This is a genomic window from Bradyrhizobium sp. USDA 4506, from assembly GCF_054058795.1.
In genome coordinates, this window is the sequence record NZ_JBSSBM010000002.1 from 3,068,416 (window position 1) to 3,089,511 (window position 21,096).

The following is a 21,096-nucleotide window of genomic DNA, read 5'->3' on the forward strand; positions in this document are numbered from 1 at the left end:
AGGTCACGCTCACTCCGCTGCCGTCAGCATTCGGCCCGACGCCAGCCGCGAGCACTCCGCCATCACGGCAGAGGCCCGCGCGATCGGGTTGGTCAGATAGAAGTCCTCGACGGTCGGCTTGAATGCCGCCTTGTCGACGCTGCCGCCCTTGCCTGCCAGCGCCTTGACGTCGTCGGGCTTGCCGGCCTCGATCTGGTCGAGCCGCATCAGATGCGGGTAGGCCTTGAACATAGCCTGACGCAGCGCCTGCAGCGAGTCGAACGGCAGCTTCTTGCCGAGCACATCGGACAGCGCGCGGATGATCGCCCAGTCCTCGCGGGCCTCGCCCGGCGGGAATGCGGCGCGGTTGGCGATCTGCGCCCGGCCTTCGGTGTTGACGTAGATGCCGGACTTCTCGGTATAGGCCGCGCCCGGCAGGATGACGTCGGCGCGATGCGCGCCCTGGTCGCCATGGGTGCCGATATAGACCACGAAGGTACCGTCCGGCACCTTGATCTCGTCGGCGCCAAGCAGGAACAGCACGTCGAGCGTGCCGAAGGTCGTCATCTGCGCTGAGGTCAGGCCACCCGCCGCCGGCGAGAAGCCGATATCGAGCGCGCCGGCGCGCGAGGCGGTATCCTGCAACACGGCAAAGCCGTTCCAGCCGTCCTTCAGCGCGCCGACGTCGACTGCGAGCTTGGCGGCCTGCGCCAGCACGGCCGCCCCGTCATGCCTGGTGTAGGCGCCGGCGCCGACCAGGATGATCGGGTGCTGCGCCTTCTTCAAGACGTCGGCAAAGGAGTGCTTGCCCGCCGCGAGATCGGCCAGCGTATCGGTGCCCGCGCCGAGATAGTCGTGGTCATAGGTGAAATCGGCCTTGGCGCCGATCATGCCGACCTTGAGCCCGCCGGTGCGCCAGCGCTTGCGGATCCGCGCGTTCAGCACGGCGGCTTCCTTGCGCGGATGCGAGCCGATGATCAGGATCGCGTCGGCCTGGTCGATGCCGGCAATGGTCGGATTGAAGATGTAGGAGCCGCGGCCGGCCTTGGCGTCGAACGCATCGCCGCCCTGCACGGCGAGATTGACCGAGCCGAACTTCGCGAGCATTTCCTTCAGCGCATACATTTCGTCGACCGCGGCCAGATCGCCGGCGATCGCGCCGATCCGCTTGCCGTCGCTGCGGCTGGCCCTGGCGGCGATGGCGGCGAAGGCTTCCTGCCAGGTCGCCGGCCGGAGCTGGCCGTTCTCGCGCACATAGGGCCGGTCGAGGCGCTGCGTACGCAGGCCGTCGACGATGTGGCGGGTCTTGTCGGAGATCCACTCCTCGTTCACCGCCTCGTTGATGCGCGGCAGGATGCGCATCACCTCGCGGCCGCGGGTGTCGACGCGGATCGCAGATCCCACGCCGTCCATGACGTCGACCGACTGCGTCTTGCCGAGCTCCCAGGGCCGCGCCGCGAAGGCGTAGGGCTTCGAGGTCAGCGCGCCGACCGGGCAGATATCGACGAGGTTGCCCTGCAGCTCCGAGCTCAGCGCCTGCTCGAGATAGGTGGTGATCTCCATGTCCTCGCCGCGGCCGGTCGCGCCCATTTCCGGCGCGCCGCAGACTTCGGCGGAGAAGCGGACGCAGCGCGTGCACTGGATGCAGCGGTTCATCGAGGTCTTGACCAGCGCGCCGAGATACTTGTCCTCGACCGCGCGCTTGTTCTCGGCGAAACGGCTGGTGTCGACGCCGTAGCCCATCGCCTGGTCCTGCAGATCGCACTCGCCGCCCTGGTCGCAGATCGGGCAGTCCAGCGGATGGTTGATCAGCAGGAACTCCATCACGCCTTCGCGTGCCTTCTTCACCATCGGCGAACGGGTCGAGATCTCCGGCGGCTCGCCCTTCGGGCCCGGCCGGCAGTCGCGCACGGCCCAGGCGCAGCTCGCGACCGGCTTCGGGCCGCCCTTCACCTCGACCAGGCACATCCGGCAATTACCGGCGATCGACAGCCGCTCGTGATAGCAGAAGCGCGGAATCTCGGCGCCGGCCGCCTCGCATGCCTGCAGCAGCGTGTACTCCGGCGGCACATCGATCTCTTTGCCATCGACGATGATCTTGCTCATGTCTGTCTCAAGTCTTTCCGAGCTTGCAGTCGGGCGGTGCGACGCTCGCGGTTTTCAATGAGGTCTTCACCCATTGCTGGGTGTCGGCGCCGTAGGTCGCGAGATAGGCAGGCTGCGCCTGGTTCTTCTCGCAGAGGAACGGCAGATGCGGTTTCAGGTCGTAGTCACACGATGCCTGCCATTCGCGCTTGTCCGCGAATGCGGCAAAGGTCTCCTCGCAGGCATAGAGGAAGTACGAGACAAAACTCTCATATTGCGATCGCTCCTCGCGACCGGCGGCCTTGATGGCCTCGTAGTCCGGCTGAGCGAATTTCGGATTCTGGAATGCGAGATCGGTGTAGCCGAGAAACGCCGAACGCGCGCTGGAAGCACGGTTCGAGGTACGGATTTCGTTGATCTGCAGCAGGATTGCAACAAAGCCGAGCAGCGCCACGGTCGCCTGCGCCATCTGCGCAAGCGTCCCGTACTTCTGCCACCATGCGGCCTGTTGCGTCATCGCCAGCATTACTCCGCGGCTACCATGTGCATGGGATCGCGAATGCCCTGATCGTCGAGATCGGCCTTGTGTGAATACTGGTCGATGCGCTCTTCGATCTCGTGACGGAAATGCGCGATCAGGCCCTGGATCGGCCAGGCGGCGGCGTCGCCGAGCGCGCAGATGGTGTGACCCTCGACCTGCTTGGTGACCTCCAGCAGCATGTCGATCTCGCGCTTGTGGGCGCGGCCCTCGGCCATGCGGGTCAAGACGCGCCACATCCAGCCGGTGCCCTCGCGGCACGGCGTGCACTGGCCGCAGCTCTCATGCTTGTAGAAATAGGAGATTCGCGCGATCGCCCGGATCAGGTCGGTCGACTTGTCCATCACGATCACCGCCGCGGTGCCGAGACCCGAGCGCAGCTTGCTCAAAGAGTCGAAATCCATCGGCGTGTCGATGATCTGCTCGGCCGGCACCATGCGCACCGACGAGCCGCCGGGGATCACGGCTTTGAGATTGCCCCAGCCGCCGCGGATGCCGCCGCAATGCTTCTCGATCAGCTCGCGGAACGGAATCCCCATCGCCTCTTCGACGTTGCAGGGCCGCTCGACGTGGCCGGAGATGCAGAACAGCTTGGTGCCGACATTGTTCGGCCGGCCGATGCCGGCGAACCAGGCGGCGCCGCGGCGCAGGATGTCCGGCGCGACCGCGATCGACTCGACGTTGTTGACGGTGGTCGGGCAGCCATAGAGGCCGACATTGGCCGGGAACGGCGGCTTCAGCCGCGGCTGGCCCTTCTTGCCCTCGAGGCTCTCGAGCAGCGCGGTCTCCTCGCCGCAGATATAGGCGCCGGCGCCGTGCGCGACATAGATGTCGAACGGCCAGCCGTTGATATTGTCCTTGCCGACCAGCTTGGCCTCATAGGCCTGGTCGATCGCCGCCTGCAGCCGCTCGCGCTCGCGGATGAACTCGCCGCGGATATAGACGTAGCAGGCATGCGCGCCCATCGCGAAGCTCGCGAGCAGGCAGCCTTCGACCAAAAGATGCGGATCGTGCCGCATGATCTCGCGGTCCTTGCAGGTGCCGGGCTCCGACTCGTCGGCGTTGACGACGAGATAGCTCGGACGGCCGTCCTTGGATTCCTTCGGCATGAAGGACCACTTCATGCCGGTCGGGAAGCCGGCGCCACCGCGGCCGCGCAGGCCCGACGCCTTCATCTCGTTGATGATCCAGTCGCGACCCTTGTCGATGATCCCCTTGGTGCCATCCCAGGCGCCTCTGCGGCGCGCGCCCTCGAGGCCCCAATCATGCAGGCCGTAGAGGTTCTTGAAGATGCGGTCCTTGTCGTCGAGCATGCTCAAAACTTTCCGAACATCACCGATTGGCTTGCGAATAAGCGAGCCCGGCGGCGCAGCCGCCGAACACGATGGCCCACAACAGGCTGGATTCCAGCGTGGCGCTCAGGCCGTAGCGTTGCAGCAGGAACATGAAGCCCGCCGCGACAGCGGTATGCAGGGCGATCGTGCGCCAGGCCTTCATCGCAGCGCCCCTCCCTGCCTTGTTTTCCTGCCCGTTTGCCAGCACCTGAAAGCTCCGCATCAGGTGATTTCCTTCAGCGTCGTCGGCCCGCCGGCGGGCGCCGAGAACTGACGGTCGATCTGCGGGCCCGGCTTCGGCGGATTGCCGGCGGCAAAGCCGTCGAGCACCTTGCCGAAGCTTTCCTTGGTCAGATCCTCATAGGTGTCCTTCCAGATCAGCACCATCGGCGCGTTCACGCAGGCCCCCAGGCACTCGACTTCTTCCCAGGAGAAGTTGCCGTCTTTCGACAGCTGGAAGGGATCGTGATGGATACGGTGCTGGCAGACCTCGATCAGGTCGGCGGCGCCGCGCAGCCGGCACGGCGTGGTGCCGCACACCTGCACATGTGCCTTCTTGCCGACCGGCGAGAGCTGGAACATGGTGTAGAAGGTCGCGATCTCCAGCATGCGGATATGCGGCATCTCGAGCAGGTCGGCGACGGCGCGGATCGCGGCTTCCGAAACCCAGCCGTCATGCTGCTCCTGCACGCGCCAAAGGATCGCGATCGCGGCCGAGGCCTGACGGCCCGGCGGATATTTCTCGATCTGCTTCTTGGCCCAGGCAAGATTCTCGTCCGTGAACGTGAAGCTCGCGGGCTGCAATTCCTTCGGGGCAAGGCGGCGGACGGACATCGATCAAACTCTCATTGCGCGCGGTTCGGATGCGGACATCGTCACCGGTCGACTTCGCCGAACACGATGTCCAGCGAGCCCAGGATGGCGGAAACGTCGGCCAGCAGATGGCCCCTGCAGATGTGATCCATCGCCTGCAGATGGGCGAAGCCCGGCGCGCGGATCTTGCACTTGTAGGGCTTGTTGGTGCCGTCGGCGACGAGGTAGACGCCGAACTCGCCCTTCGGCGCCTCGACCGCGGCATAGATTTCGCCGGCCGGCACATGCACGCCTTCGGTGTAGAGCTTGAAGTGATGGATCAGCGCTTCCATCGAGCGCTTCATCTCACCGCGGCGCGGCGGCGCGATCTTATTGTCCTCGACCACGACCGGGCCCTGCCCGTCGGGTGCCTTGAGCTTCTGGATGCACTGCTTCATGATGCGCACCGACTGGCGCATCTCTTCCATGCGGATCAGATAGCGGTCGTAGCAGTCGCCGTTCTTGCCGATCGGAATGTCGAAATCCATCTCGGCGTAGCACTCATAGGGCTGCGACTTGCGCAGGTCCCAGGCCGCGCCCGAGCCACGCACCATCACGCCGGAGAAGCCCCACTCCCAGGCTTCTTTCAGCGGCACCACGCCGATATCGACGTTGCGCTGCTTGAAGATGCGGTTCCCGGTGAGCAGCCGATCGAGGTCGTCGACCACCTTGAGGAACGGATCGCACCACGCCTCGATGTCGTCGATCAGCTTCGGCGGCAGGTCCTGGTGCACGCCGCCGACGCGGAAGAACGCCGCGTGCATGCGCGAGCCCGAGGCGCGCTCGTAGAACACCATCAGCTTCTCGCGCTCTTCGAAGCCCCACAGCGGCGGGGTCAGCGCGCCGACGTCCATCGCCTGGGTGGTGACGTTGAGCAGATGCGACAGGATGCGGCCGATCTCGCAATAGAGCACGCGGATCAACTGGCCGCGGCGCGGCACCGTAATGCCGAGCAGCTTTTCCGCCGCGAGGCAGAACGCATGCTCCTGGTTCATCGGCGCGACATAGTCGAGCCGGTCGAAATAGGGAATCGCCTGCAGATAGGTCTTGTGCTCGATCAGCTTCTCGGTGCCGCGGTGAAGCAGGCCGATATGCGGATCGACGCGTTCGACGACTTCGCCGTCAAGCTCCAGCACAAGACGAAGCACGCCGTGCGCCGCCGGATGCTGCGGCCCAAAGTTGATGGTGAAGTTACGAAGGTTTTGCGATTGTTCATTCATGGCTTCGGCTCCGCCTTGGCCTTCTCATCGCCGGGCAGCGGATAGTCCGCGCCTTCCCAGGGCGAAAGGAAATCGAACTTGCGGAATTCCTGGTTGAGCCGGACCGGCTCATACAGCACCCGCTTCTCCTGGTCGTCGTAGCGGACCTCGACGAAGCCGGTGAGCGGGAAATCCTTGCGCAGCGGATGGCCGTCGAAGCCGTAGTCCGTCAGCAGGCGGCGCATGTCGGGATGGCCGGTGAAGATCACGCCATAGAGGTCGTAGGTCTCGCGCTCGAACCAGTCGGCGCCCGGGAAGACGCCGATGATCGACGGCACCTGCGTGGTCTCGTCGGCCTGCCCGCGCAAACGGACGCGCGCGTTCAGCGTCGGCGACAGCAGATGGTAGACGACGTCGAAGCGCTTCTCGCGGCTCGGATAGTCGACCGCGGTCACGTCGGTGACGTTGACGAAACGGCAGCCGGGATCGTCACGCAGAAACCTGGCGACCTCCACGATTCTGCCAATCTCGACGTCGATAGTGAGCTGATTGAACGCGACCGAGTGCGCCGTGGCCGCGCCCGGAAGCGCGCTCACGATCGTCTGCCCAAGGGCGTCGAGCTTGCCGTCGTCCATACCTGAAACCTTAGCGTTCAATAGTGCCGATACGGCGGATCTTCTTCTGCAGCAGCAGCACACCGTAGAGCAGCGCTTCCGCCGTGGGCGGGCAGCCGGGCACGTAGATGTCGATCGGCACGATGCGATCGCAGCCACGCACCACCGAATAGGAGTAGTGATAGTAGCCGCCGCCATTGGCGCAGGAGCCCATCGAGATGACGTAGCGCGGCTCCGGCATCTGGTCGTAGACCTTGCGCAGCGCGGGCGCCATCTTGTTGGTCAGGGTGCCCGCAACGATCATCACGTCGGACTGCCGCGGCGAGGCGCGCGGTGCGAAGCCGAAGCGTTCGACGTCATAGCGCGGCATCGAGACCTGCATCATCTCGACCGCACAGCAGGCGAGACCGAAGGTCATCCACATCAGGGAGCCGGTGCGCGCCCAGGTGATGAGGTCATCGGCCGCGGCGACGAAGAAGCCCTTGTCGGACAGCTCGTGATTCACCTCAAGGAAAAACGGATCGTTGGCGCCGACCGGCTTGCCGGTCGACGGATCAAGAATACCCTTCGGAGCCATGGCGATCTCAGATTTGGCAATCGCCGGCTGGGAGGTTGCGGCGGTGGGGCTCAATCCCATTCGAGCGCGCCTTTCTTCCATTCATACGCAAACCCGACCGTCAGCACGGCCAGGAACACCATCATCGACCAGAACCCGGTGGCGCCGAGCTTTCCGAACGCCACGGCCCAGGGGAACAGGAACGCCACTTCGAGGTCGAAGATGATGAAGAGGATCGCCACCAGATAGAAGCGGACGTCGAACTTCATGCGGGCGTCGTCAAAAGCGTTGAATCCGCATTCATAGGCGGACAGCTTTTCCGGGTCCGGCGATTGGAACGCGACCAGGAACGGCGCGATCAGGAGTGCCAGACCGATCAGGCTCGCGACTCCGATAAAGACCACAAGTGGGAGATAATTCTGCAGGATGCCGGTCATCGGCGAGGCCTTCTTGCTGCGGTTTCGGACGTGCCGCAGATTCGTTGATTGGAATTGTTCTTGAGGCTTTAGCGCAGCGCAACAGAGGGCGCAAGACAAGCTATTTTGACGCTTTTACCGTCCTTCCCGCGGGCTCTTGGCCTCATCAGGCGGATGCGCTTGCCTCCATGGGCAACGCCGCGGCGGCCATCCGGTGCCCTGCGCTCTCCCCATATCAGCCCAGCCCCCGCTCGGCAGCGAGCATCTCGGCGGCGGTCAGGGTGAGCCGATCGATGTGTCCGAGCAGCAGCTCAAGATCCCCCGGCGCAAGCTGTTCCAGCAGGTGCCGGTTTCGCTCCTGCGCGCCGGCCACGATGGCATCATGGGCGGCCAGGCCGGCCTTGGTGAGAGAGACCAGGGTCTCCCGGTTGTCGCGCGGATTGGCCGCCTTCGCCACCAGCTTGCGCGCCACGAGCTCGGCGAGCGCCCGGCTGATCTGCCCCTTGTCCATGCCGACGGCCTCGGCGAGCCGCACCACACTCATCGGCGGCCGCCGGCCGAGCGAGGCGACCAGACCGAACTCGACCGAGGACAGGCCGGTCAGGCGCTTGTAGCGCAGCATCGCGCCGCGCCTGAGCAGGTTCGCCAGCACCATCAGCCGCGACGACATCATCGCGGTGATCGGTGCCAGTTCGGAATCGACAACGGCCTCCGGCGGCAAGGCCCTCTCAGTCCTGAGCTTCTCGGTCATCACCAACCTCTGCCAACAAAGCCGCGCGCTGCCAAGCTCAACGATATCGTTGACATTGTCATCGATCTATCGTTGACTTGGTCAACGATAGATCAGCCGCCGGCGCCAGACCAGCGGCGGGGGAGGACAACATGACGATCACCCAGCGGGACCGCGATCTCGGCACGGCCTATGCGATGAAGCCGTCGAGCACCCGGACCGAGCTCACCTCGGTCGGCCGCGGCACGCCGATGGGCGAGCTGTTGCGCCGGTATTGGCACCCGGTCGGCCTCACCGGTGACGCCTCCGATATCCCCAGAAAAGTCCGCGCACTTGGCGAAGACCTGATCCTGTTCCGCGACCGGCATGGCCGGGCCGGCCTGCTACATGCGCGCTGCTGCCACCGCGGCACCACGCTCTATTACGGCAAGGTCGAGGAAGACGGTATCCGCTGCTGCTATCACGGCTGGAAATTCGACACCGAGGGCCGCTGCCTCGAACAACCCTGCGAGCCCGACGGCGGCCTGTTCAAGGACAAGGTGCGCCAGCCCTGGTATCCGGTGCAGGAACGCTACGGCCTGATCTTCGCCTATATGGGGCCGGCCGAGAAAAGGCCGGTGCTGCCGCGCTACGAGTGCCTGGAGAACATGGACGACGGCGAGTTCGTCGAGGCCGACGATTCCTCGATCGGCGGCGGCGGCCCTGCCGTGATCCCCTGCAACTGGCTGCAGCATTTCGAGAACGTCGCGGACCCCTACCATGTGCCGGTGCTGCACGGCTCGTTCTCAGGGCCGCAGTTCACCAACATGATGGCCTCGATGCCCGAGGTGAAGTTCGAGATGTCGCCGCGCGGCGTCACGGTGCGTTCGATCCGCAGGCAGGACGACGGCAAGGTGTTCTATCGCGTCACCGAGGCCGCCCTCCCCACACTCCGCGTCGTGCCCAATCCGCGCGTCGCGCAGTTCGCGCGCGTCGAATCGATCGGCTGGACCTTGCCGATCGACGACACCTCGTTCCGCATCTACGTCGCCGGCCGGGTCAAGAACGCGGGCGATATCGGGCGGATGCGCTCGAAGTTCAACGGCAAGTTCTGGTGGGACATGACCGAGGCCGAGCACCAGCAATTTCCCGGCGACTACGAGGCCCAGGTCGGCCAGGGAGCGGTGACGATCCATTCCGAAGAGCATTTTGGCCAGAGCGACCGCGGCATCCTGATGATCCGCCGGATGCTCGCTGACCAGCTCGAGGCCATGGCCACCGGCCGCGACCCGATCGGGGTGTCGTTCGACGCCGACACGAGGCCGGTCGAATTCGAGGCAGGGAATTACATCCGCGAGGCGTAAGGCCCGCGCGCAAGCAACAACAACAAAGAAGATCGGGGGAGGAAGTGATGGTCGATGTCGCACCGCAGGCGGCCGCGCCAACGCAAGCTGCGGCCGCGCCCTCGGCGCGCCGCTACTACGTCCTCGCCTTGCTCACGATCATCTACGCCCTCAACTTCCTCGACCGCACCATCTTCAACGTGCTGATCGAACCGATCAAGAAGGAGTTCACGCTCAGCGACACCACGATGGGCCTGCTCGCCGGGTTCGGTTTCGTGCTGTTCTATTCGCTGCTCGGCATTCCGATCGCGCGGATGGCCGATCGCCTCAACCGCCGCAACATCGTCGCGGTCGCCTTCGCGTTCTGGAGCGCGATGACCTATCTCTGCGGCCTCGCCTCCAGCGTCACGACGCTGGCCTTGGCCCGGATCGGCGTCGGCATCGGGGAGTCGGCTGGCACGCCGGCCTCGCAATCGATGATCGCCGATCTCTTCGACAAGAACGAACGACCGCGCGCGCTCGGCATCTACGCGATCGGCACCTATCTCGGCGTCTTCCTCGGCTATTTCATCGGCGGCTATGTCAACCAGCACTATGGCTGGCGGATGGCGTTCTTCACCGCCGGCCTGCCCGGCATCGCGCTCGCCGCCGTCTTGTGGCTGACGATCGCCGAGCCGAAGCGCGGCGCGATGGCCGAGACCTTCAAGGCCGAGCCGCTGGGGCCGACGCTGCGTTTCCTGGTATCGCAGCCGAGCTTCGTCATCGTGCTGATCGGCTTTTGTCTGACGACCTACACCAACTACGCCACCGCGGTGTGGATCCCGCCGTTCCTGGCGCGGATCCATCACCTCACCAGCGCCGAGATCGGCACCTATGCCGGCACCTTCAAGGGTCTCGCCGGCATGGCGGGCACGCTGATCGGTGGCCTCGTGGTGGCGCAGATCGGCCGTCGCGACGACCGCTGGAAGCTGTGGGCGCCCGCGATCATGTCCGGTCTCGCCGGCCCGGTGTTCGCGCTGTGCATGCTGACGCAAAGCTTCACGCTGATGGTCGCGACGCTGGCGCTGACCTCGTTCATGGTCGGCTTTCATCTCGGCCCGATCTTCGCGATTGCGCAGACGGTGGCAAAACCCAGCATGCGCGCGCTGGCCTGGGCGATCGTGCTGCTGACCGCGACCTGCTTCGGCCAGGGCGTCGGCCCCCTCGCCGTCGGCATGATCAATGACGCGCTGAAAGGCACCTACGGCGTCGATGCGGTTCGCTACTCGCTGCTGTCGGCCGCGCTCACGACGACGCTCGGTGCCCTGCTGTTCGTGTTGGCGGCACGCGCGATCCGCGCCGACATCGCGCGCGCGAGCTAGCACCCGTCTCAGCCGAGCCGGCGCGTGATGTCAGGCTGCGCTCACGTCAGCTTGCCGGTGTATTTCTCCAGCGCCGCCCAGGCGTCCGCGCCGTAGGTCTTCTGCCACTGCGTGTAGAAGCCGGCCTTCACCAACGCGGCCCTGAACTGCACGGGATCGGGCTTGTTGAACGTCATGCCCTTCCCGGTTAGCTCCTCCTGCAGCGAGCGATCCATCTCGACCAGATCGGTACGCTCCTTCACCGCCGCGGCGTCGAACGCGGCATTGATGAGCTCAAGCAGATCGGGCGGCAGGCCGGCCATCGCGCGGCGGTTGCCGAGGATCCAGTAACCGCTCCAGCAATGGTTCGAGAGCGCGCAGAATTTCTGCACCTCGTAGAGTTTTCCGGTGGAGACCTGCGCCAGCGGATTCTCCTGCCCTTCGACGATGTGGGTCTGCAGCGCCGAATAGAGTTCGCTGTAGGAGATGCTCGACGGCAATGCGCCGAGCCCTGAGAACAGCGACGTCAGCAATGCCGTCACCGGCACGCGGATCTTGAAACCCTTGAGATCGTCGACGCTGTTGAGCTGCCGGCTCGACGACGAGGTGATCTGACGGAAGCCGTTGTCCCAGACCTTCTTCAGCGGCACGACGCCGGTCTTCGTGATCGCCTCGCGCACAAGGTCGCCGACGCCGCCGTCCATCGCCGCCCAGACCTGGTCGTAGGACTGGAAGGCGAAACCGATGCTGGGCAGCCCCGATAGCGGCACCAGCGTCGACAGCGTCATGCTGGGCGCCGCCAACAGCTCGATCCCGCCGGCGCGGACCTGCGACAGCATCTCCGGATCGCCGCCGAGCTGGCTGTTGGCGAACACCGTGATGTTGACCCGGCCGGACGACTGCGCGCCGACCGCCTTGGCGGCCTCAGTCAGGCGGATTGTTAGCGGATGGGTTTCCGGAGTGTTGACGCCGAGCTTGAAGTCGAACTCGGCCGCCGCAACGGCGCGCTTACCAAACATCGTGGCGGCGAGTGCCGCGGAGCCGGTTCCAAGGACCCGGCGCCGGGTTAGTCTCATTGTTTTCATTATTGTTTTTCTCCCAAGCGCATTTCCGCGCCTGGGGCAGTTTTAGCCGGCCGGCAGTGTGACGCAAGGCACGGTGAAACCAATCCGCCCGTGGCACGAAACCATTTCCCGGAACTCACGAAACGATCCGGAAACAGATGGGCCTTACCAGTACCTGCCATAGACGGCGCACAGACGCCCGGAGGCGACCATGAACCACTCGATCCATTCAGCTGACCGCGCGACCCATCTCAAGATTGTGGTGGTTGCTCTTATTGCGGGGATCGGGATCGCGGCGCTCGGCATTTCGGCCCGGAACAACGCGGATTTCACCCAGACTGCCCAGTCCACGCAGGTCATCAAGGCTGGCAAGCCGGTGGCGATCACCTCGTCGGGCACCTCCACGGTCCGCTAAGACGCTTTCAAGCCTCGGCAGACACAACGGCCGCCCCCGGGGCGGCCTTTCTTGTTGGTCCTGATCGTCTCAAGCTCGGACCAGGACGGTGTGGCCTTTGCGAGCAGGTTCGGCTACGGCGATTGTGGACCACCGAGACCGGAGTGCGCGCGATCGACGTGTGCAAGGTCGCAACCCGGCTGAGCGCCGCGAATGACTGAACCTCGCCTCGCCGGCGACAACATTGCGAAGCCGCAGCATGCTTCCCGCACCGACGGGTCGCCCCCTTTGCTCGGCCTCCCGGCATCGCTGCCGCTGGTGCTCGACCTCGACGGCACGCTGATCACGGGCGACCTGCTCTATCTCAGCTTCTTCTCGATCCTGCGCCGCAATCCGCTGATCGTCGTGTCATGCGCCGCCTGGCTGACGCGCGGCCGCGCGGCGCTGAAGCGCCGGCTCGCACAGCGCCAGCGCATCGACTGGAGCCGGATCGAACTGCACCAGGACGTCGTCGCATTGGCCGAGCGCGAGAACGCGGCCGGCCGCCGCATCGTGCTGGCAACCGCGGCCGACGCGCTGCTCGCACAGAAGCTGGCGTCGCGTCTGCCTTGGATCGACCAGGTGCTTGCCTCCGACGGCGAACATAATCTCAAGGGCGCCAACAAGGCCGACCTGTTGCAAAGGACATTTCCCGGGGGCTTCATCTACGCCGGCGACAGCGCCTCCGACCTCGCGGTCTGGGCCCACGCCGCCGGCATCATCACCGTCAATGCCCGCGATGCCGTGCGCGCCGCCGCGGCCGGGCTCGGCAGGCCGACGCTGCATTTGCAGGGCCGCGCGGCCGCAGCGAAATCTTAACCGCGCCCTAACGCGGTTGTTCGATTGCAATCCGCTCCGCGACCCCAGTCTTAAAAGTTGCCCGGCTAAGGTCGGCGTCAACAAAGGCGCAGGCCACGATGAATTTGCAGCAGCAAGTAATTTCAACCGGCTTCAAGATCATCTGCACGGATTGCGGCAGCCTGGCGATCAAGGTCGCCGATCCGGCGCATGCATCCGGCGACACCATCATCGAATGCCGCCGCTGCAACGCGGTGCGCGGCACGGTGGCGGACCTGCACAATTTGGCGCGGCGCGGCCGCGACCTGTTCGAATTCTAACCGCGGCCCCGCCAATGCTGTCAGACCCGAAGGCGACCACGCAGGGCGACGTTCCCTTGGACACGGTCTGGTCGATCCTCGAAGCCGCCAACGAATTGGGCGACACCCACACGGTTGACGCCTGCCGCCGCGTCATCGATGCCAATTTGCGCGGCGATACGCCGGGAGAATCCGACCTCAACGCGCTCGCCGCATTCTTTGCCTGATCAAGGCAAGGTGTTGCCGTTGTGTGAATTCAATAGGGCATCGCGGTGACGAATGGCCAGGCTGAAACATAACAACACAGACCGAGATATTGCTTAACTTGCTTCGTCCAGGGCCGACCGGCTAGCTGCCTGGCAGCTTTCGGATTCGGACGGACCGATGACATTGACGCGCGGTGACCTGGTTGTCGGGGTCACGATCCCCGGGTTCTTCGTCCTCAGCGTCGCCTCGATGATCGCCTGCGGTCACGCATTCCCGGCGATGCATGTCTGGCGATCCGGCATCACCGCGCAGGCCGTCCTCGGCACCGCCATCATGGTCGCGTTCGTCCCGGCGTTCGTCGCGGCACGATTCAGCTTCGGTTATCTGGTCGGCTTCTCGCTGCTGTCAGCCGTGTTCGGCTTCGTCTGGCTCAGCTTCTTCAGCGCGTTCGACTATCCGCACGCCATCGCCCGCTGGGCCATGATCGTCGCGCTGGCCGCAGCGATGATCCCTCTGATGCTGCAGAATATCCCGGTTTGGCGGCCCGATTTGTCCGAAGCGGCCGTCAAGCGCATCGCGGTTCTGCTACTGGCGTCGTGCCTTGCCGTGCTGATCGGCGACATCTCCTACGGGGCCAATCTTGGCGATCCCTATGGCGCAGCCCGCACCGCCGTCGTGCGGCCGGCGCTGTTGAACTATCTCACCGGGATCATGATCGGCGCGGTCCTGCCCTACCTGTTCGCGCATTTCGCATCGCGCAGGCGGTGGATGCCGGCGGCCGGGGTGCTGCTGCTTGCGCTTTGCTTTTATCCCGTCGTCAACAACAAGACCGTCCTGTTGCTGCCGATCTGGCTGCCGTTTCTGTTCTGGCTGTACGGCCGGTTCGACCCGCGGCTGGCCACGGTGCTCGCATTTCTGATCCCGATGATCGTCGGCCTTTTGGCTTTCGCCATTCTCGTCGCCGACAAGACCTACATCGTGTTCAGCACCATCAATCTGCGCTTCGTCGCGATCCCGTCGCTCGCGCTCGATCAATACGCCGACTTCTTCGCGCACCGCGAGCACACCCGGTTCTGCCAGATCACCGTCCTGCGATACATGGCCGCCTGCCCGTACGGCGAGCTTGGCCCGACCCTCGGAGCGATTTATCAGGACGGCAATTTCAACGCGTCCTTCCTCGCCACCGAGGGCATCGCATCGGTCGGTCTTGCGCTCGCCCCGGTGTCGGCTTTCGTCTGTGGTCTGATCCTGTCAGTGGGATCGATGGTCTCAAAGCACCTGTCGCCGCGCTTCATCGCGTTTTCGTCGGGCATCGCAGTTCAGGCGATCATGAACGTGCCGCTCACGACAGGCCTGCTGTCGAACGGGATAGCACTGCTGTTCCTGCTGTGGTGGCTGACGCCCGAACAGCGCGTGGCATTATCGGTCAGGCCCGAGCAGGCCGCTCAACCGGTCAGCGTTGTCGGCCTCGCGGCGTCCTGAGCTGTCGCGGCAGTCGCCAGGTGCAGTGAACAGGAGGGAGGCAACTCGTTATGGCACCGGTCCACAGGGACCAATGGTTTCGGGCCAAACACGCTGCTAAGTCATTGAAATGAATGGCGCGAGAGACGGGACTCGAACCCGCGGCCTCCGCCGTGACAGGGCGGCGCTCTAACCAACTGAGCTACTCCCGCGGATGCCGATCGTCGGATTGATCCGCGCAGGACCGAGGGCATAAAGGCCCGCATCCGGTTAGTCAAGGACGTTGCGGATCCCTGCACAGCGTCGGCATTTTCGCGGCGCGTACGCGGGTTGTCGCCTGTTTTCAGGGGAAACGGCGTAGTCAGCGAAGCCCCGAATCAAATAAGGCCTGATACGTCTGGGTTTCCTGTGGCCGGCCCGGCGCTGCCCGTTCCCGGAACCGGCGGTTTTCAGGACTTTTCCGGACGCATTTTCCCGACGCGAACGGCGCGCCATTCGCGTGAAAAGCAGCAATCCAGCCATTCAGCAACGAGGAGGGCCAGACATGGCGAAGAAAGCAGCGACACCGGCGACGATCACGCTGAAGCATTTGGCGGCGGCCATCGCCGAGGAGCAGGAGCTGTCCAAGAAGCAGGCCGAGGCGATCCTGACCGATATGGTCACCAGGATCACCAAGCACCTCAAGAAGGGCGAGCGCATCAGGATCGTTGGCCTCGGCATCCTCCAGGTCCGCAAGCGCGCCGCCCGCATGGGCCGCAACCCCGCGACTGGCGAACAGATCCATATCAAGGCCAGCAAGAAGGTCGCCTTCCGCGCCGCCAAGGAGCTGAAGGAAGCCGTCTAGCGCCTACTCTCTCCGTTAAGACAAAGCGCCATTCCGGCTCGTGACGCGGCCCCGGAGTGGCGCTTTTCTGTTATAGGATTGTCCTTCGAAACTCGCCTTGACGCGGTTTGCTCGCGCGAACCAACTTCGCCAAAGCGCATTGTTCCTTTCTCCAGTTTTTTGCGCGGTTTTCATGCTGGCACCGGCTCTCGACTTCAAACACACCGTCACCGAGCGCTTCCTGCGCTATGTCGTGATCGACACCCAGTCCGATCCGGATTCACCCACCACGCCTTCCACCGAGAAGCAGAAGAATCTCGGGCGCCTGCTGGTCGCCGAGCTGCAGGCGATGGGGATATCCGACGCGCATCTTGATCCGCACGGATACGTCTATGCGACGATCCCGGCCAACACCGACAAGACAGTGCCGGTGATCTGCTTCTGCTCGCACATGGACACCTCTCCCGACTGCACCGGCAAGAACGTCAAGCCGCAGGTCGTGAAGAACTATCGGGGCGGCGACATCGTGCTTCCCGCCGATGCCTCGCAGGTGATCCGCCCCGCCGAGCACGAAGCGCTAGCCGACCAGATCGGCAACGACATCATCACCACCGACGGCACCACCCTGCTCGGCGCCGACAACAAGGCGGGCCTTGCCGAGATCATGGGTGCCGCGCATTTCCTGATCACCAATCCGCAGGTCAAGCACGGCACCATCAAGATCCTGTTCACGCCGGACGAGGAGATCGGCCGCGGCGTCGACAAGGTCGACCTCAAGAAGCTGGGGGCCGATTTCGGCTACACCATGGATGGCGAGACCGCCGGCCATATCGAGGACGAGACCTTCTCGGCCGACGGCGCCAGCATCATCATCGAAGGCGTCGCGACCCATCCGGGCTTCGCCAAGGGCAAGATGGAGCACGCAATCAAGATCGCCGCCGCGATCGTCGATCGCCTGCCCAAGGACACCTGCTCGCCCGAGACCACCGAGGGCAAGGAGGGCTTCCTGCATCCGGTCGCGATCTCCGGGCGCGCTGGAGAACGCGCGGATCGACTTCATCGTGCGCGATTTCACCGAGGCTGGCCTGAAGCAGAAGGAATCGCTGCTGGAAGACATCGTGAAGGACGTCATGAAGGGCTATCCGCGCTCGACTTACCGCATGGAGGTCAAGCAGCAGTACCGCAACATGAAGGATGTGATCGATCGCCACCCGCAGATCGTGGCCTATGCGATCGAGGCGATCGAGCGCGCCGGTCTCACGCCGGTGAAGACCTCGATCCGCGGCGGCACGGACGGCTCGCGGCTGTCCTTTATGGGACTGCCCTGCCCGAACATCTTCGCCGGCGAGCACGCGTTCCATTCGCGGCTCGAATGGGTCAGCCGGCAGGACATGGAGAAGGCCGTGCAGACCATCGTGCACCTGGCGATGATCTGGGAAGAGAAGGCCTGATCAGGCCCGCGCGGTCACGATCCAGATCGCGCCGGGCAGCAGCACCGCATCGCCCTTGACAAACGGCGCCAGCGCCTCGCGCATCGAGGCGATCGCCGCAGCGCGCACCTCATCAGGGTGCCCTTCCAGCGCGCGGCTGGCCGGCCCGATCTCGAGCGCGCCCTGGATCGCGGCATCGATGCCGCGCCCGGTCGCGACATCAAGCTCAACCCGGCACGGCTCCATGGCAATGCCGGAGAAGCCGGCTTCGCCCAGGATCCGCTTCACCCGGGCCTCGGAGGCGAACGCGAACGGGCCGGGATCCTCGGGCCCTAGCGGCGGCAGTTTCGGCACGTGCTTGTAGACGGCAGCAAGCGGCGTCATGAAGAACGGATTTTCACGCGGCTCCTGCCAGCAGGCGAAGGCGAGACGGCCGGTCGGCTTCATCGCCTTGCGCAGATTGGCGAACGACACCACGGGATCGGCAAAGAACATCACGCCAAAGCGCGAGGCCAACAGATCGAAGCTCTCGCTGACAAACGGATAGACGGTCGCATCGGCCAGCGCGAACTCGACCGGCAAACCCTGCGGCGCGCTCTGCCGCGCCCGCGTCAGCATCGGCTCCGAGACATCGACGCCGAGCACGTGGCCAGCGGGCGCGACCTTGGCCGCCAGCGCGAAGCTCGAGGCACCGCTGCCACAGCCGACATCGACGACGCGTTCGCCGGCTTTCGGCGCAGCGCGATCGATCAGGAGGTCGAGCACCGGTTGCAGCACGATGTCCTGCGCGGCCTGCCGTGTGGCCCAGCGCTGACCGCCCGGCCCGTTCCAGTATGCGATCTGATCGGCGTTTTGCGGGTGGCCTGCGTTCATGCGATCCAAACCTTCTCAGGAACCTTCTGTCGTCTCACGTTTGGGTATGCTCTTTCGGAAAACCGCTTCGCACTTTTCCGGATCATGCCCTAGCAAGTCTCGCGCGTCGCGGCGCGCAGCATCGGCATCAGCTGATAGGTGAATCCGGCATCGGCCTTGGTGACGGGATCGTTGGCGACGATCTCCTGCGGATCGGCGTCGTCAGGCAATTGCAGCACGCCGAGTCCCCAGACCCCGGCGGGATCGGCGACCGGTCCGAACACCAGCGCCTTGCCGGCCTGCAGCAGTTCGCCGCAATAGGCGACGTGCGCCTGCATGATGGCGGCTTCCTGCGGCGTCATATCCTGAGGAAAGGTCGGGCGCGGTCCGGTCAATTTGCAGACGTAGTATTTCATCGACCTGATCCGCGCTCGGAGCTCTATTTGGCGGCTGCGCTCGCGGGCTTGGCCGGTTTCGGCTTCGCGGCATTCGCCTTGGGCGCGCCCTGCCCGTCGCTGCGCGCGATGCCCCAGGGATCCGTCGGCTTCTGATCCGGCACACCGCTGAGCGCACGCTGATAGGCGCGCTGCTGGCGCGCCTCGTTGGCCGCATCGGCCGGCGACTTCTCGACCTCTTCGCGATAGCGCTGAACGTGATCCGACTGTGCGAATGCGGGTCCGGCAATCATGGTGAGAAGAAAAATCGCGGCGAGTTTGCGCATGCATCAAGTTCCCGGTTAGGCGGACAGAATAGCATCGCTGCAGCGTCGGCATCAAATCGGGGCGCGTGACTTTCGGCACCTTTCGCACCATCGGGGATCGAATGACATTCGGCACGCCAGCGCGGAGCAAGCGCGGTCCCGGCCACCCCATGAGACTAACTACCCCACGGCCGGGATCGCGCCCTCTCCGCGCGTTCACCGAGAGCCGTGCAATGGCCTTGCTCCGTAGGGCTCATCAACCAGAGGCCGCTTTGCAGCTCGTGAAACACCGCGCCACCGTCATCCTGCGCGAGCATGTGCAAGCGGAGGCCGAGCTGGTCGGACGAGCCGCGGTTCTCACCGATGGAACCGCAGGGACCGTCGAGGGCGTGTTTCTGGACGAATCTCATGGGTTGCGCATCTCGATCAAGGGCCACATCGGGAAGTGGCCGATCGCGACCATCAGGATGCTTCAGCCATAGGGCTGGATCCAAAACGGGGAAGCACGCCCGCACATTCAGGCAGCCGGTCCGCCTGCGCTCTTCGAGCTTCGGTGCGACAGCCTTCGCCCTGCGAACCGAACAAGCGGATGAATTTGTGCTCACAGGCTGGCTTGCCCAGCCGTAGCCCGTGAGGTGCGAAGGCTGGTAGGCGGCGAGAGATTCGAACTCCCGACCCTCTCGGTGTAAACGAGATGCTCTAACCAGCTGAGCTAGCCGCCCTTACCTGCGCGCCTCTTTAGCCTCGCCTGCCCCCGAGGCGCAAGGCCGCAACACCTCAATCCGTCAGCTCCAGTCCTTGGGGTGCGCTGGCAATTCCTTGAGATCATTGATCCATGGCGCAGCGGAGCGGCACCAGACCTGGCGTCGCGGGGTCAATTGGCCGCGCTGGCGAATGCTGCCCCAGCGGATGCCCCAGTCGTCGGGCCCGCCGTCCTCGCCGCTCGTAAACAGCGGCGAACCGCAATCGCCGCAAAAGTGCTGGAAGCGGATTCGGCCGTTATCGCCCCGCTTGCCGTAGACCTTCGGCGCACCTCCGGTCAGCCGCACCTGTTCGGCGCTACAGATCACCGTGACGCGGTAGGGCGAGCCGGTCAGCGCCTGGCAGTCCGTGCAATGGCAGATCGAGACCCGTTCCGGGTCGATCTCGGCCTGATAGGTGATAGCCCCGCAATGGCATTGCCCGTCGATACGCATATGGCGCTCTCCAATTCCGTCAAACAAAGCAACCGCCGTGGGCGCGGTTCCATCATCCAGGGGGCCTGGCTCTCGGCCCACTTCCCTTGACGGAGCAACGCCGGTATCCCGTACCCGCCTTGTTTGGGATACCAAATCGGGATACGAAACCCGCCAGACCGAGATTCTGTACCCGCTAAGGCGGCCAAAGGACGGCGCCATGTCGCAGATGCTTCAGATCCATGACCAGCTCCGGGAGATGATCCTGTCGCTCGACCTGGGCCCCGGCGAGCGGCTGACCGAGCGCTGGCTGGAGAGCCGGTTCGAGGGATCGCGCACGCCGATCCGTGCCGCGCTGGTCCGGCTCGAAGGCGAAGAGCTGGTGCGCCGCGACGGCCGCAACTGGATTGTCGCACCGATCGACCTCGGTGAGCTGGAGGCGCTGGCCGAGTTCCGGATTCCGCTGGAGACGACGGCGGTGCGCCTCGCCTGCGCGCGGGCCAGCGCAGCCGATATCGCCGGCGTCGAGGAGATGCTGGATGCCTGCCAGTCCGGCGCGCCGCGCGAGGAATGGCATCGGGTCGGCACCGATTTCCATGTCGAGATCGCGCGGCTCTCCGGCAATCCCTTCATCGTCAAGGCGATCGCCGGCGCCATGACGAGGCTGTCGCGGGCACGCTGGCTGGAAGTGTGGACCGAGCCGTCGCGCGAGCAGGCCTGGCGCGAGCACCGGCGCATCCTCGGCTTCATCAAGGCCAACGATCCGGAGGCCGCGGCGCGCGAAGCCGCCGACCACATCACCGATACCCGTGATCGCCTGCTGCGTTCGCTGAACGAGGATCGCCGCGGCCTGCGGGCGCGCGGCTTCGCCGTGATCGGGCTGCGCTGA

At 64.9% G+C, this 21,096-nt stretch carries 25 protein-coding genes, 2 tRNA genes and 1 pseudogene; 11 read left to right on the top strand and 17 right to left on the bottom strand.

Annotation, left to right across the window (positions count from 1 at the left end; genetic code table 11):
• Window positions 1–9: 9 nt before the first annotated feature.
• The 10 genes from nuoG to ACVIHF_RS16630 form a co-directional block, all read right to left on the bottom strand.
• Window positions 10–2,085, bottom strand: a complete 2,076-nt coding sequence (gene nuoG / locus ACVIHF_RS16585) for an NADH-quinone oxidoreductase subunit NuoG (RefSeq protein WP_456792307.1) — start codon at window positions 2,083–2,085, stop codon at window positions 10–12.
• A 7-nt stretch (window positions 2,086–2,092) separates the two neighbouring features.
• Entirely contained in the window at window positions 2,093–2,581 is a 489-nt protein-coding gene (locus ACVIHF_RS16590; protein ID WP_137477838.1) for a hypothetical protein, read from the bottom strand.
• Between the two features lie 8 nt (window positions 2,582–2,589).
• Window positions 2,590–3,915, bottom strand: coding sequence for an NADH-quinone oxidoreductase subunit NuoF (nuoF, locus tag ACVIHF_RS16595; protein ID WP_310879526.1), 1,326 nt, complete (start codon window positions 3,913–3,915; stop codon window positions 2,590–2,592).
• A gap of 19 nt (window positions 3,916–3,934) precedes the next feature.
• The gene (locus ACVIHF_RS16600) at window positions 3,935–4,159 is read right to left on the bottom strand and encodes a hypothetical protein (protein ID WP_050384881.1); all 225 of its coding nucleotides are present in this window, start codon (window positions 4,157–4,159) and stop codon (window positions 3,935–3,937) included.
• Entirely contained in the window at window positions 4,159–4,770 is a 612-nt protein-coding gene (gene nuoE, locus ACVIHF_RS16605; RefSeq protein WP_253608458.1) for an NADH-quinone oxidoreductase subunit NuoE, read from the bottom strand. The genes ACVIHF_RS16600 and nuoE overlap by 1 nt, the downstream gene beginning before the upstream one ends.
• A gap of 41 nt (window positions 4,771–4,811) precedes the next feature.
• Complete coding sequence (locus ACVIHF_RS16610) at window positions 4,812–6,008, bottom strand: NADH-quinone oxidoreductase subunit D (RefSeq protein WP_456792308.1); 1,197 nt, start codon at window positions 6,006–6,008, stop codon at window positions 4,812–4,814.
• Window positions 6,005–6,622: an NADH-quinone oxidoreductase subunit C gene (locus ACVIHF_RS16615; protein WP_076825355.1), complete on the bottom strand. Its 618-nt coding sequence runs from the start codon at window positions 6,620–6,622 to the stop codon at window positions 6,005–6,007. Before ACVIHF_RS16615 ends, ACVIHF_RS16610 begins: the two co-directional genes overlap by 4 nt.
• A gap of 10 nt (window positions 6,623–6,632) precedes the next feature.
• Window positions 6,633–7,178 (bottom strand): NuoB/complex I 20 kDa subunit family protein, encoded by a 546-nt coding sequence (locus ACVIHF_RS16620; RefSeq protein WP_018271859.1) that lies wholly within the window; start codon window positions 7,176–7,178, stop codon window positions 6,633–6,635.
• Window positions 7,179–7,228: 50 nt separating this feature from the next.
• Window positions 7,229–7,594: an NADH-quinone oxidoreductase subunit A gene (locus ACVIHF_RS16625; RefSeq protein WP_018271860.1), complete on the bottom strand. Its 366-nt coding sequence runs from the start codon at window positions 7,592–7,594 to the stop codon at window positions 7,229–7,231.
• 214 nt (window positions 7,595–7,808) lie between these two features.
• On the bottom strand, window positions 7,809–8,324 hold the full coding sequence (locus ACVIHF_RS16630; RefSeq protein ID WP_057016467.1) for a MarR family winged helix-turn-helix transcriptional regulator: 516 nt from the start codon (window positions 8,322–8,324) through the stop codon (window positions 7,809–7,811).
• A 131-nt stretch (window positions 8,325–8,455) separates the two neighbouring features.
• Between ACVIHF_RS16630 and ACVIHF_RS16635 the strand changes: the two genes are divergently transcribed.
• Entirely contained in the window at window positions 8,456–9,646 is a 1,191-nt protein-coding gene (locus ACVIHF_RS16635) for a Rieske 2Fe-2S domain-containing protein (RefSeq protein ID WP_456792309.1), read from the top strand.
• Between the two features lie 47 nt (window positions 9,647–9,693).
• Complete coding sequence (locus tag ACVIHF_RS16640; RefSeq protein WP_253608455.1) at window positions 9,694–10,986, top strand: spinster family MFS transporter; 1,293 nt, start codon at window positions 9,694–9,696, stop codon at window positions 10,984–10,986.
• Window positions 10,987–11,027: 41 nt separating this feature from the next.
• Here the strand turns inward: ACVIHF_RS16640 and ACVIHF_RS16645 are convergent, their stop codons facing one another.
• On the bottom strand, window positions 11,028–12,041 hold the full coding sequence (locus tag ACVIHF_RS16645; protein ID WP_456794097.1) for a TRAP transporter substrate-binding protein: 1,014 nt from the start codon (window positions 12,039–12,041) through the stop codon (window positions 11,028–11,030).
• A 199-nt stretch (window positions 12,042–12,240) separates the two neighbouring features.
• Here ACVIHF_RS16645 and ACVIHF_RS16650 point away from each other — a divergent pair, with 199 nt between their 5' ends.
• From ACVIHF_RS16650 to ACVIHF_RS16670, 5 genes are all read left to right on the top strand, one after another.
• A complete protein-coding gene (locus ACVIHF_RS16650; RefSeq protein ID WP_057016463.1) occupies window positions 12,241–12,444 on the top strand; it encodes a hypothetical protein in 204 nt (67 codons plus the stop codon).
• 192 nt (window positions 12,445–12,636) lie between these two features.
• Window positions 12,637–13,281, top strand: coding sequence for a haloacid dehalogenase-like hydrolase (locus ACVIHF_RS16655; RefSeq protein WP_456792310.1), 645 nt, complete (start codon window positions 12,637–12,639; stop codon window positions 13,279–13,281).
• A gap of 98 nt (window positions 13,282–13,379) precedes the next feature.
• On the top strand, window positions 13,380–13,580 hold the full coding sequence (locus tag ACVIHF_RS16660; protein ID WP_028333962.1) for a hypothetical protein: 201 nt from the start codon (window positions 13,380–13,382) through the stop codon (window positions 13,578–13,580).
• A 14-nt stretch (window positions 13,581–13,594) separates the two neighbouring features.
• Complete coding sequence (locus ACVIHF_RS16665) at window positions 13,595–13,786, top strand: hypothetical protein (RefSeq protein ID WP_456792311.1); 192 nt, start codon at window positions 13,595–13,597, stop codon at window positions 13,784–13,786.
• 157 nt (window positions 13,787–13,943) lie between these two features.
• Window positions 13,944–15,248, top strand: coding sequence for a hypothetical protein (locus ACVIHF_RS16670; RefSeq protein ID WP_456792312.1), 1,305 nt, complete (start codon window positions 13,944–13,946; stop codon window positions 15,246–15,248).
• Window positions 15,249–15,362: 114 nt separating this feature from the next.
• On the opposite strand, the gene ACVIHF_RS16675 is transcribed toward ACVIHF_RS16670, so the two are convergent.
• Window positions 15,363–15,439 (bottom strand) — tRNA-Asp (locus tag ACVIHF_RS16675).
• 308 nt (window positions 15,440–15,747) lie between these two features.
• On the opposite strand from ACVIHF_RS16675, the gene ACVIHF_RS16680 reads away from it, so the two are divergent.
• The gene (locus ACVIHF_RS16680; protein ID WP_259171327.1) at window positions 15,748–16,071 is read left to right on the top strand and encodes an HU family DNA-binding protein; all 324 of its coding nucleotides are present in this window, start codon (window positions 15,748–15,750) and stop codon (window positions 16,069–16,071) included.
• 172 nt (window positions 16,072–16,243) lie between these two features.
• Window positions 16,244–17,501: pseudogene (gene pepT / locus ACVIHF_RS16685) on the top strand (peptidase T).
• Here pepT and ACVIHF_RS16690 read toward each other — a convergent pair.
• From ACVIHF_RS16690 to ACVIHF_RS16700, 3 genes are all read right to left on the bottom strand, one after another.
• Window positions 17,502–18,353 carry a class I SAM-dependent methyltransferase gene (locus ACVIHF_RS16690; RefSeq protein ID WP_253608449.1) on the bottom strand — a complete coding sequence of 284 codons (852 nt, stop codon included), beginning with the start codon at window positions 18,351–18,353 and terminating at the stop codon, window positions 17,502–17,504. It abuts the pseudogene before it with no gap.
• Window positions 18,354–18,442: 89 nt separating this feature from the next.
• On the bottom strand, window positions 18,443–18,748 hold the full coding sequence (locus ACVIHF_RS16695; protein WP_225158980.1) for a YciI family protein: 306 nt from the start codon (window positions 18,746–18,748) through the stop codon (window positions 18,443–18,445).
• A 23-nt stretch (window positions 18,749–18,771) separates the two neighbouring features.
• Window positions 18,772–19,053 carry a hypothetical protein gene (locus tag ACVIHF_RS16700; RefSeq protein WP_456792314.1) on the bottom strand — a complete coding sequence of 94 codons (282 nt, stop codon included), beginning with the start codon at window positions 19,051–19,053 and terminating at the stop codon, window positions 18,772–18,774.
• A 251-nt stretch (window positions 19,054–19,304) separates the two neighbouring features.
• Here ACVIHF_RS16700 and ACVIHF_RS16705 point away from each other — a divergent pair, with 251 nt between their 5' ends.
• Window positions 19,305–19,514 (top strand): hypothetical protein, encoded by a 210-nt coding sequence (locus ACVIHF_RS16705; protein ID WP_016847733.1) that lies wholly within the window; start codon window positions 19,305–19,307, stop codon window positions 19,512–19,514.
• Window positions 19,515–19,677: 163 nt separating this feature from the next.
• Here ACVIHF_RS16705 and ACVIHF_RS16710 read toward each other — a convergent pair.
• Both ACVIHF_RS16710 and ACVIHF_RS16715 read right to left on the bottom strand, forming a co-directional pair.
• Window positions 19,678–19,754, bottom strand: a tRNA-Val gene (locus tag ACVIHF_RS16710).
• A 63-nt stretch (window positions 19,755–19,817) separates the two neighbouring features.
• On the bottom strand, window positions 19,818–20,228 hold the full coding sequence (locus tag ACVIHF_RS16715) for a GFA family protein (RefSeq protein WP_310879517.1): 411 nt from the start codon (window positions 20,226–20,228) through the stop codon (window positions 19,818–19,820).
• Between the two features lie 199 nt (window positions 20,229–20,427).
• On the opposite strand from ACVIHF_RS16715, the gene ACVIHF_RS16720 reads away from it, so the two are divergent.
• Window positions 20,428–21,096 carry a GntR family transcriptional regulator gene (locus ACVIHF_RS16720; RefSeq protein ID WP_028340149.1) on the top strand — a complete coding sequence of 223 codons (669 nt, stop codon included), beginning with the start codon at window positions 20,428–20,430 and terminating at the stop codon, window positions 21,094–21,096.

Bases quoted from the DNA above. Each gene is read 5' to 3' on its own strand.
- nuoG (WP_456792307.1), bottom strand. From the start codon at position 2,085: ATGAGCAAGATCATCGTCGATGGCAAAGAGATCGATGTGCCGCCGGAG.
- ACVIHF_RS16590 (WP_137477838.1), bottom strand. From the start codon at position 2,581: ATGACGCAACAGGCCGCATGGTGGCAGAAGTACGGGACGCTTGCGCAG.
- nuoF (WP_310879526.1), bottom strand. From the start codon at position 3,915: ATGCTCGACGACAAGGACCGCATCTTCAAGAACCTCTACGGCCTGCAT.
- ACVIHF_RS16600 (WP_050384881.1), bottom strand. From the start codon at position 4,159: ATGCGGAGCTTTCAGGTGCTGGCAAACGGGCAGGAAAACAAGGCAGGG.
- nuoE (WP_253608458.1), bottom strand. From the start codon at position 4,770: ATGTCCGTCCGCCGCCTTGCCCCGAAGGAATTGCAGCCCGCGAGCTTC.
- ACVIHF_RS16610 (WP_456792308.1), bottom strand. From the start codon at position 6,008: ATGAATGAACAATCGCAAAACCTTCGTAACTTCACCATCAACTTTGGG.
- ACVIHF_RS16615 (WP_076825355.1), bottom strand. From the start codon at position 6,622: ATGGACGACGGCAAGCTCGACGCCCTTGGGCAGACGATCGTGAGCGCG.
- ACVIHF_RS16620 (WP_018271859.1), bottom strand. From the start codon at position 7,178: ATGGCTCCGAAGGGTATTCTTGATCCGTCGACCGGCAAGCCGGTCGGC.
- ACVIHF_RS16625 (WP_018271860.1), bottom strand. From the start codon at position 7,594: ATGACCGGCATCCTGCAGAATTATCTCCCACTTGTGGTCTTTATCGGA.
- ACVIHF_RS16630 (WP_057016467.1), bottom strand. From the start codon at position 8,324: ATGACCGAGAAGCTCAGGACTGAGAGGGCCTTGCCGCCGGAGGCCGTT.
- ACVIHF_RS16635 (WP_456792309.1), top strand. From the start codon at position 8,456: ATGACGATCACCCAGCGGGACCGCGATCTCGGCACGGCCTATGCGATG.
- ACVIHF_RS16640 (WP_253608455.1), top strand. From the start codon at position 9,694: ATGGTCGATGTCGCACCGCAGGCGGCCGCGCCAACGCAAGCTGCGGCC.
- ACVIHF_RS16645 (WP_456794097.1), bottom strand. From the start codon at position 12,041: ATGAGACTAACCCGGCGCCGGGTCCTTGGAACCGGCTCCGCGGCACTC.
- ACVIHF_RS16650 (WP_057016463.1), top strand. From the start codon at position 12,241: ATGAACCACTCGATCCATTCAGCTGACCGCGCGACCCATCTCAAGATT.
- ACVIHF_RS16655 (WP_456792310.1), top strand. From the start codon at position 12,637: ATGACTGAACCTCGCCTCGCCGGCGACAACATTGCGAAGCCGCAGCAT.
- ACVIHF_RS16660 (WP_028333962.1), top strand. From the start codon at position 13,380: ATGAATTTGCAGCAGCAAGTAATTTCAACCGGCTTCAAGATCATCTGC.
- ACVIHF_RS16665 (WP_456792311.1), top strand. From the start codon at position 13,595: ATGCTGTCAGACCCGAAGGCGACCACGCAGGGCGACGTTCCCTTGGAC.
- ACVIHF_RS16670 (WP_456792312.1), top strand. From the start codon at position 13,944: ATGACATTGACGCGCGGTGACCTGGTTGTCGGGGTCACGATCCCCGGG.
- ACVIHF_RS16690 (WP_253608449.1), bottom strand. From the start codon at position 18,353: ATGAACGCAGGCCACCCGCAAAACGCCGATCAGATCGCATACTGGAAC.
- ACVIHF_RS16695 (WP_225158980.1), bottom strand. From the start codon at position 18,748: ATGAAATACTACGTCTGCAAATTGACCGGACCGCGCCCGACCTTTCCT.
- ACVIHF_RS16700 (WP_456792314.1), bottom strand. From the start codon at position 19,053: ATGCGCAAACTCGCCGCGATTTTTCTTCTCACCATGATTGCCGGACCC.
- ACVIHF_RS16715 (WP_310879517.1), bottom strand. From the start codon at position 20,228: ATGCGTATCGACGGGCAATGCCATTGCGGGGCTATCACCTATCAGGCC.
- ACVIHF_RS16720 (WP_028340149.1), top strand. From the start codon at position 20,428: ATGTCGCAGATGCTTCAGATCCATGACCAGCTCCGGGAGATGATCCTG.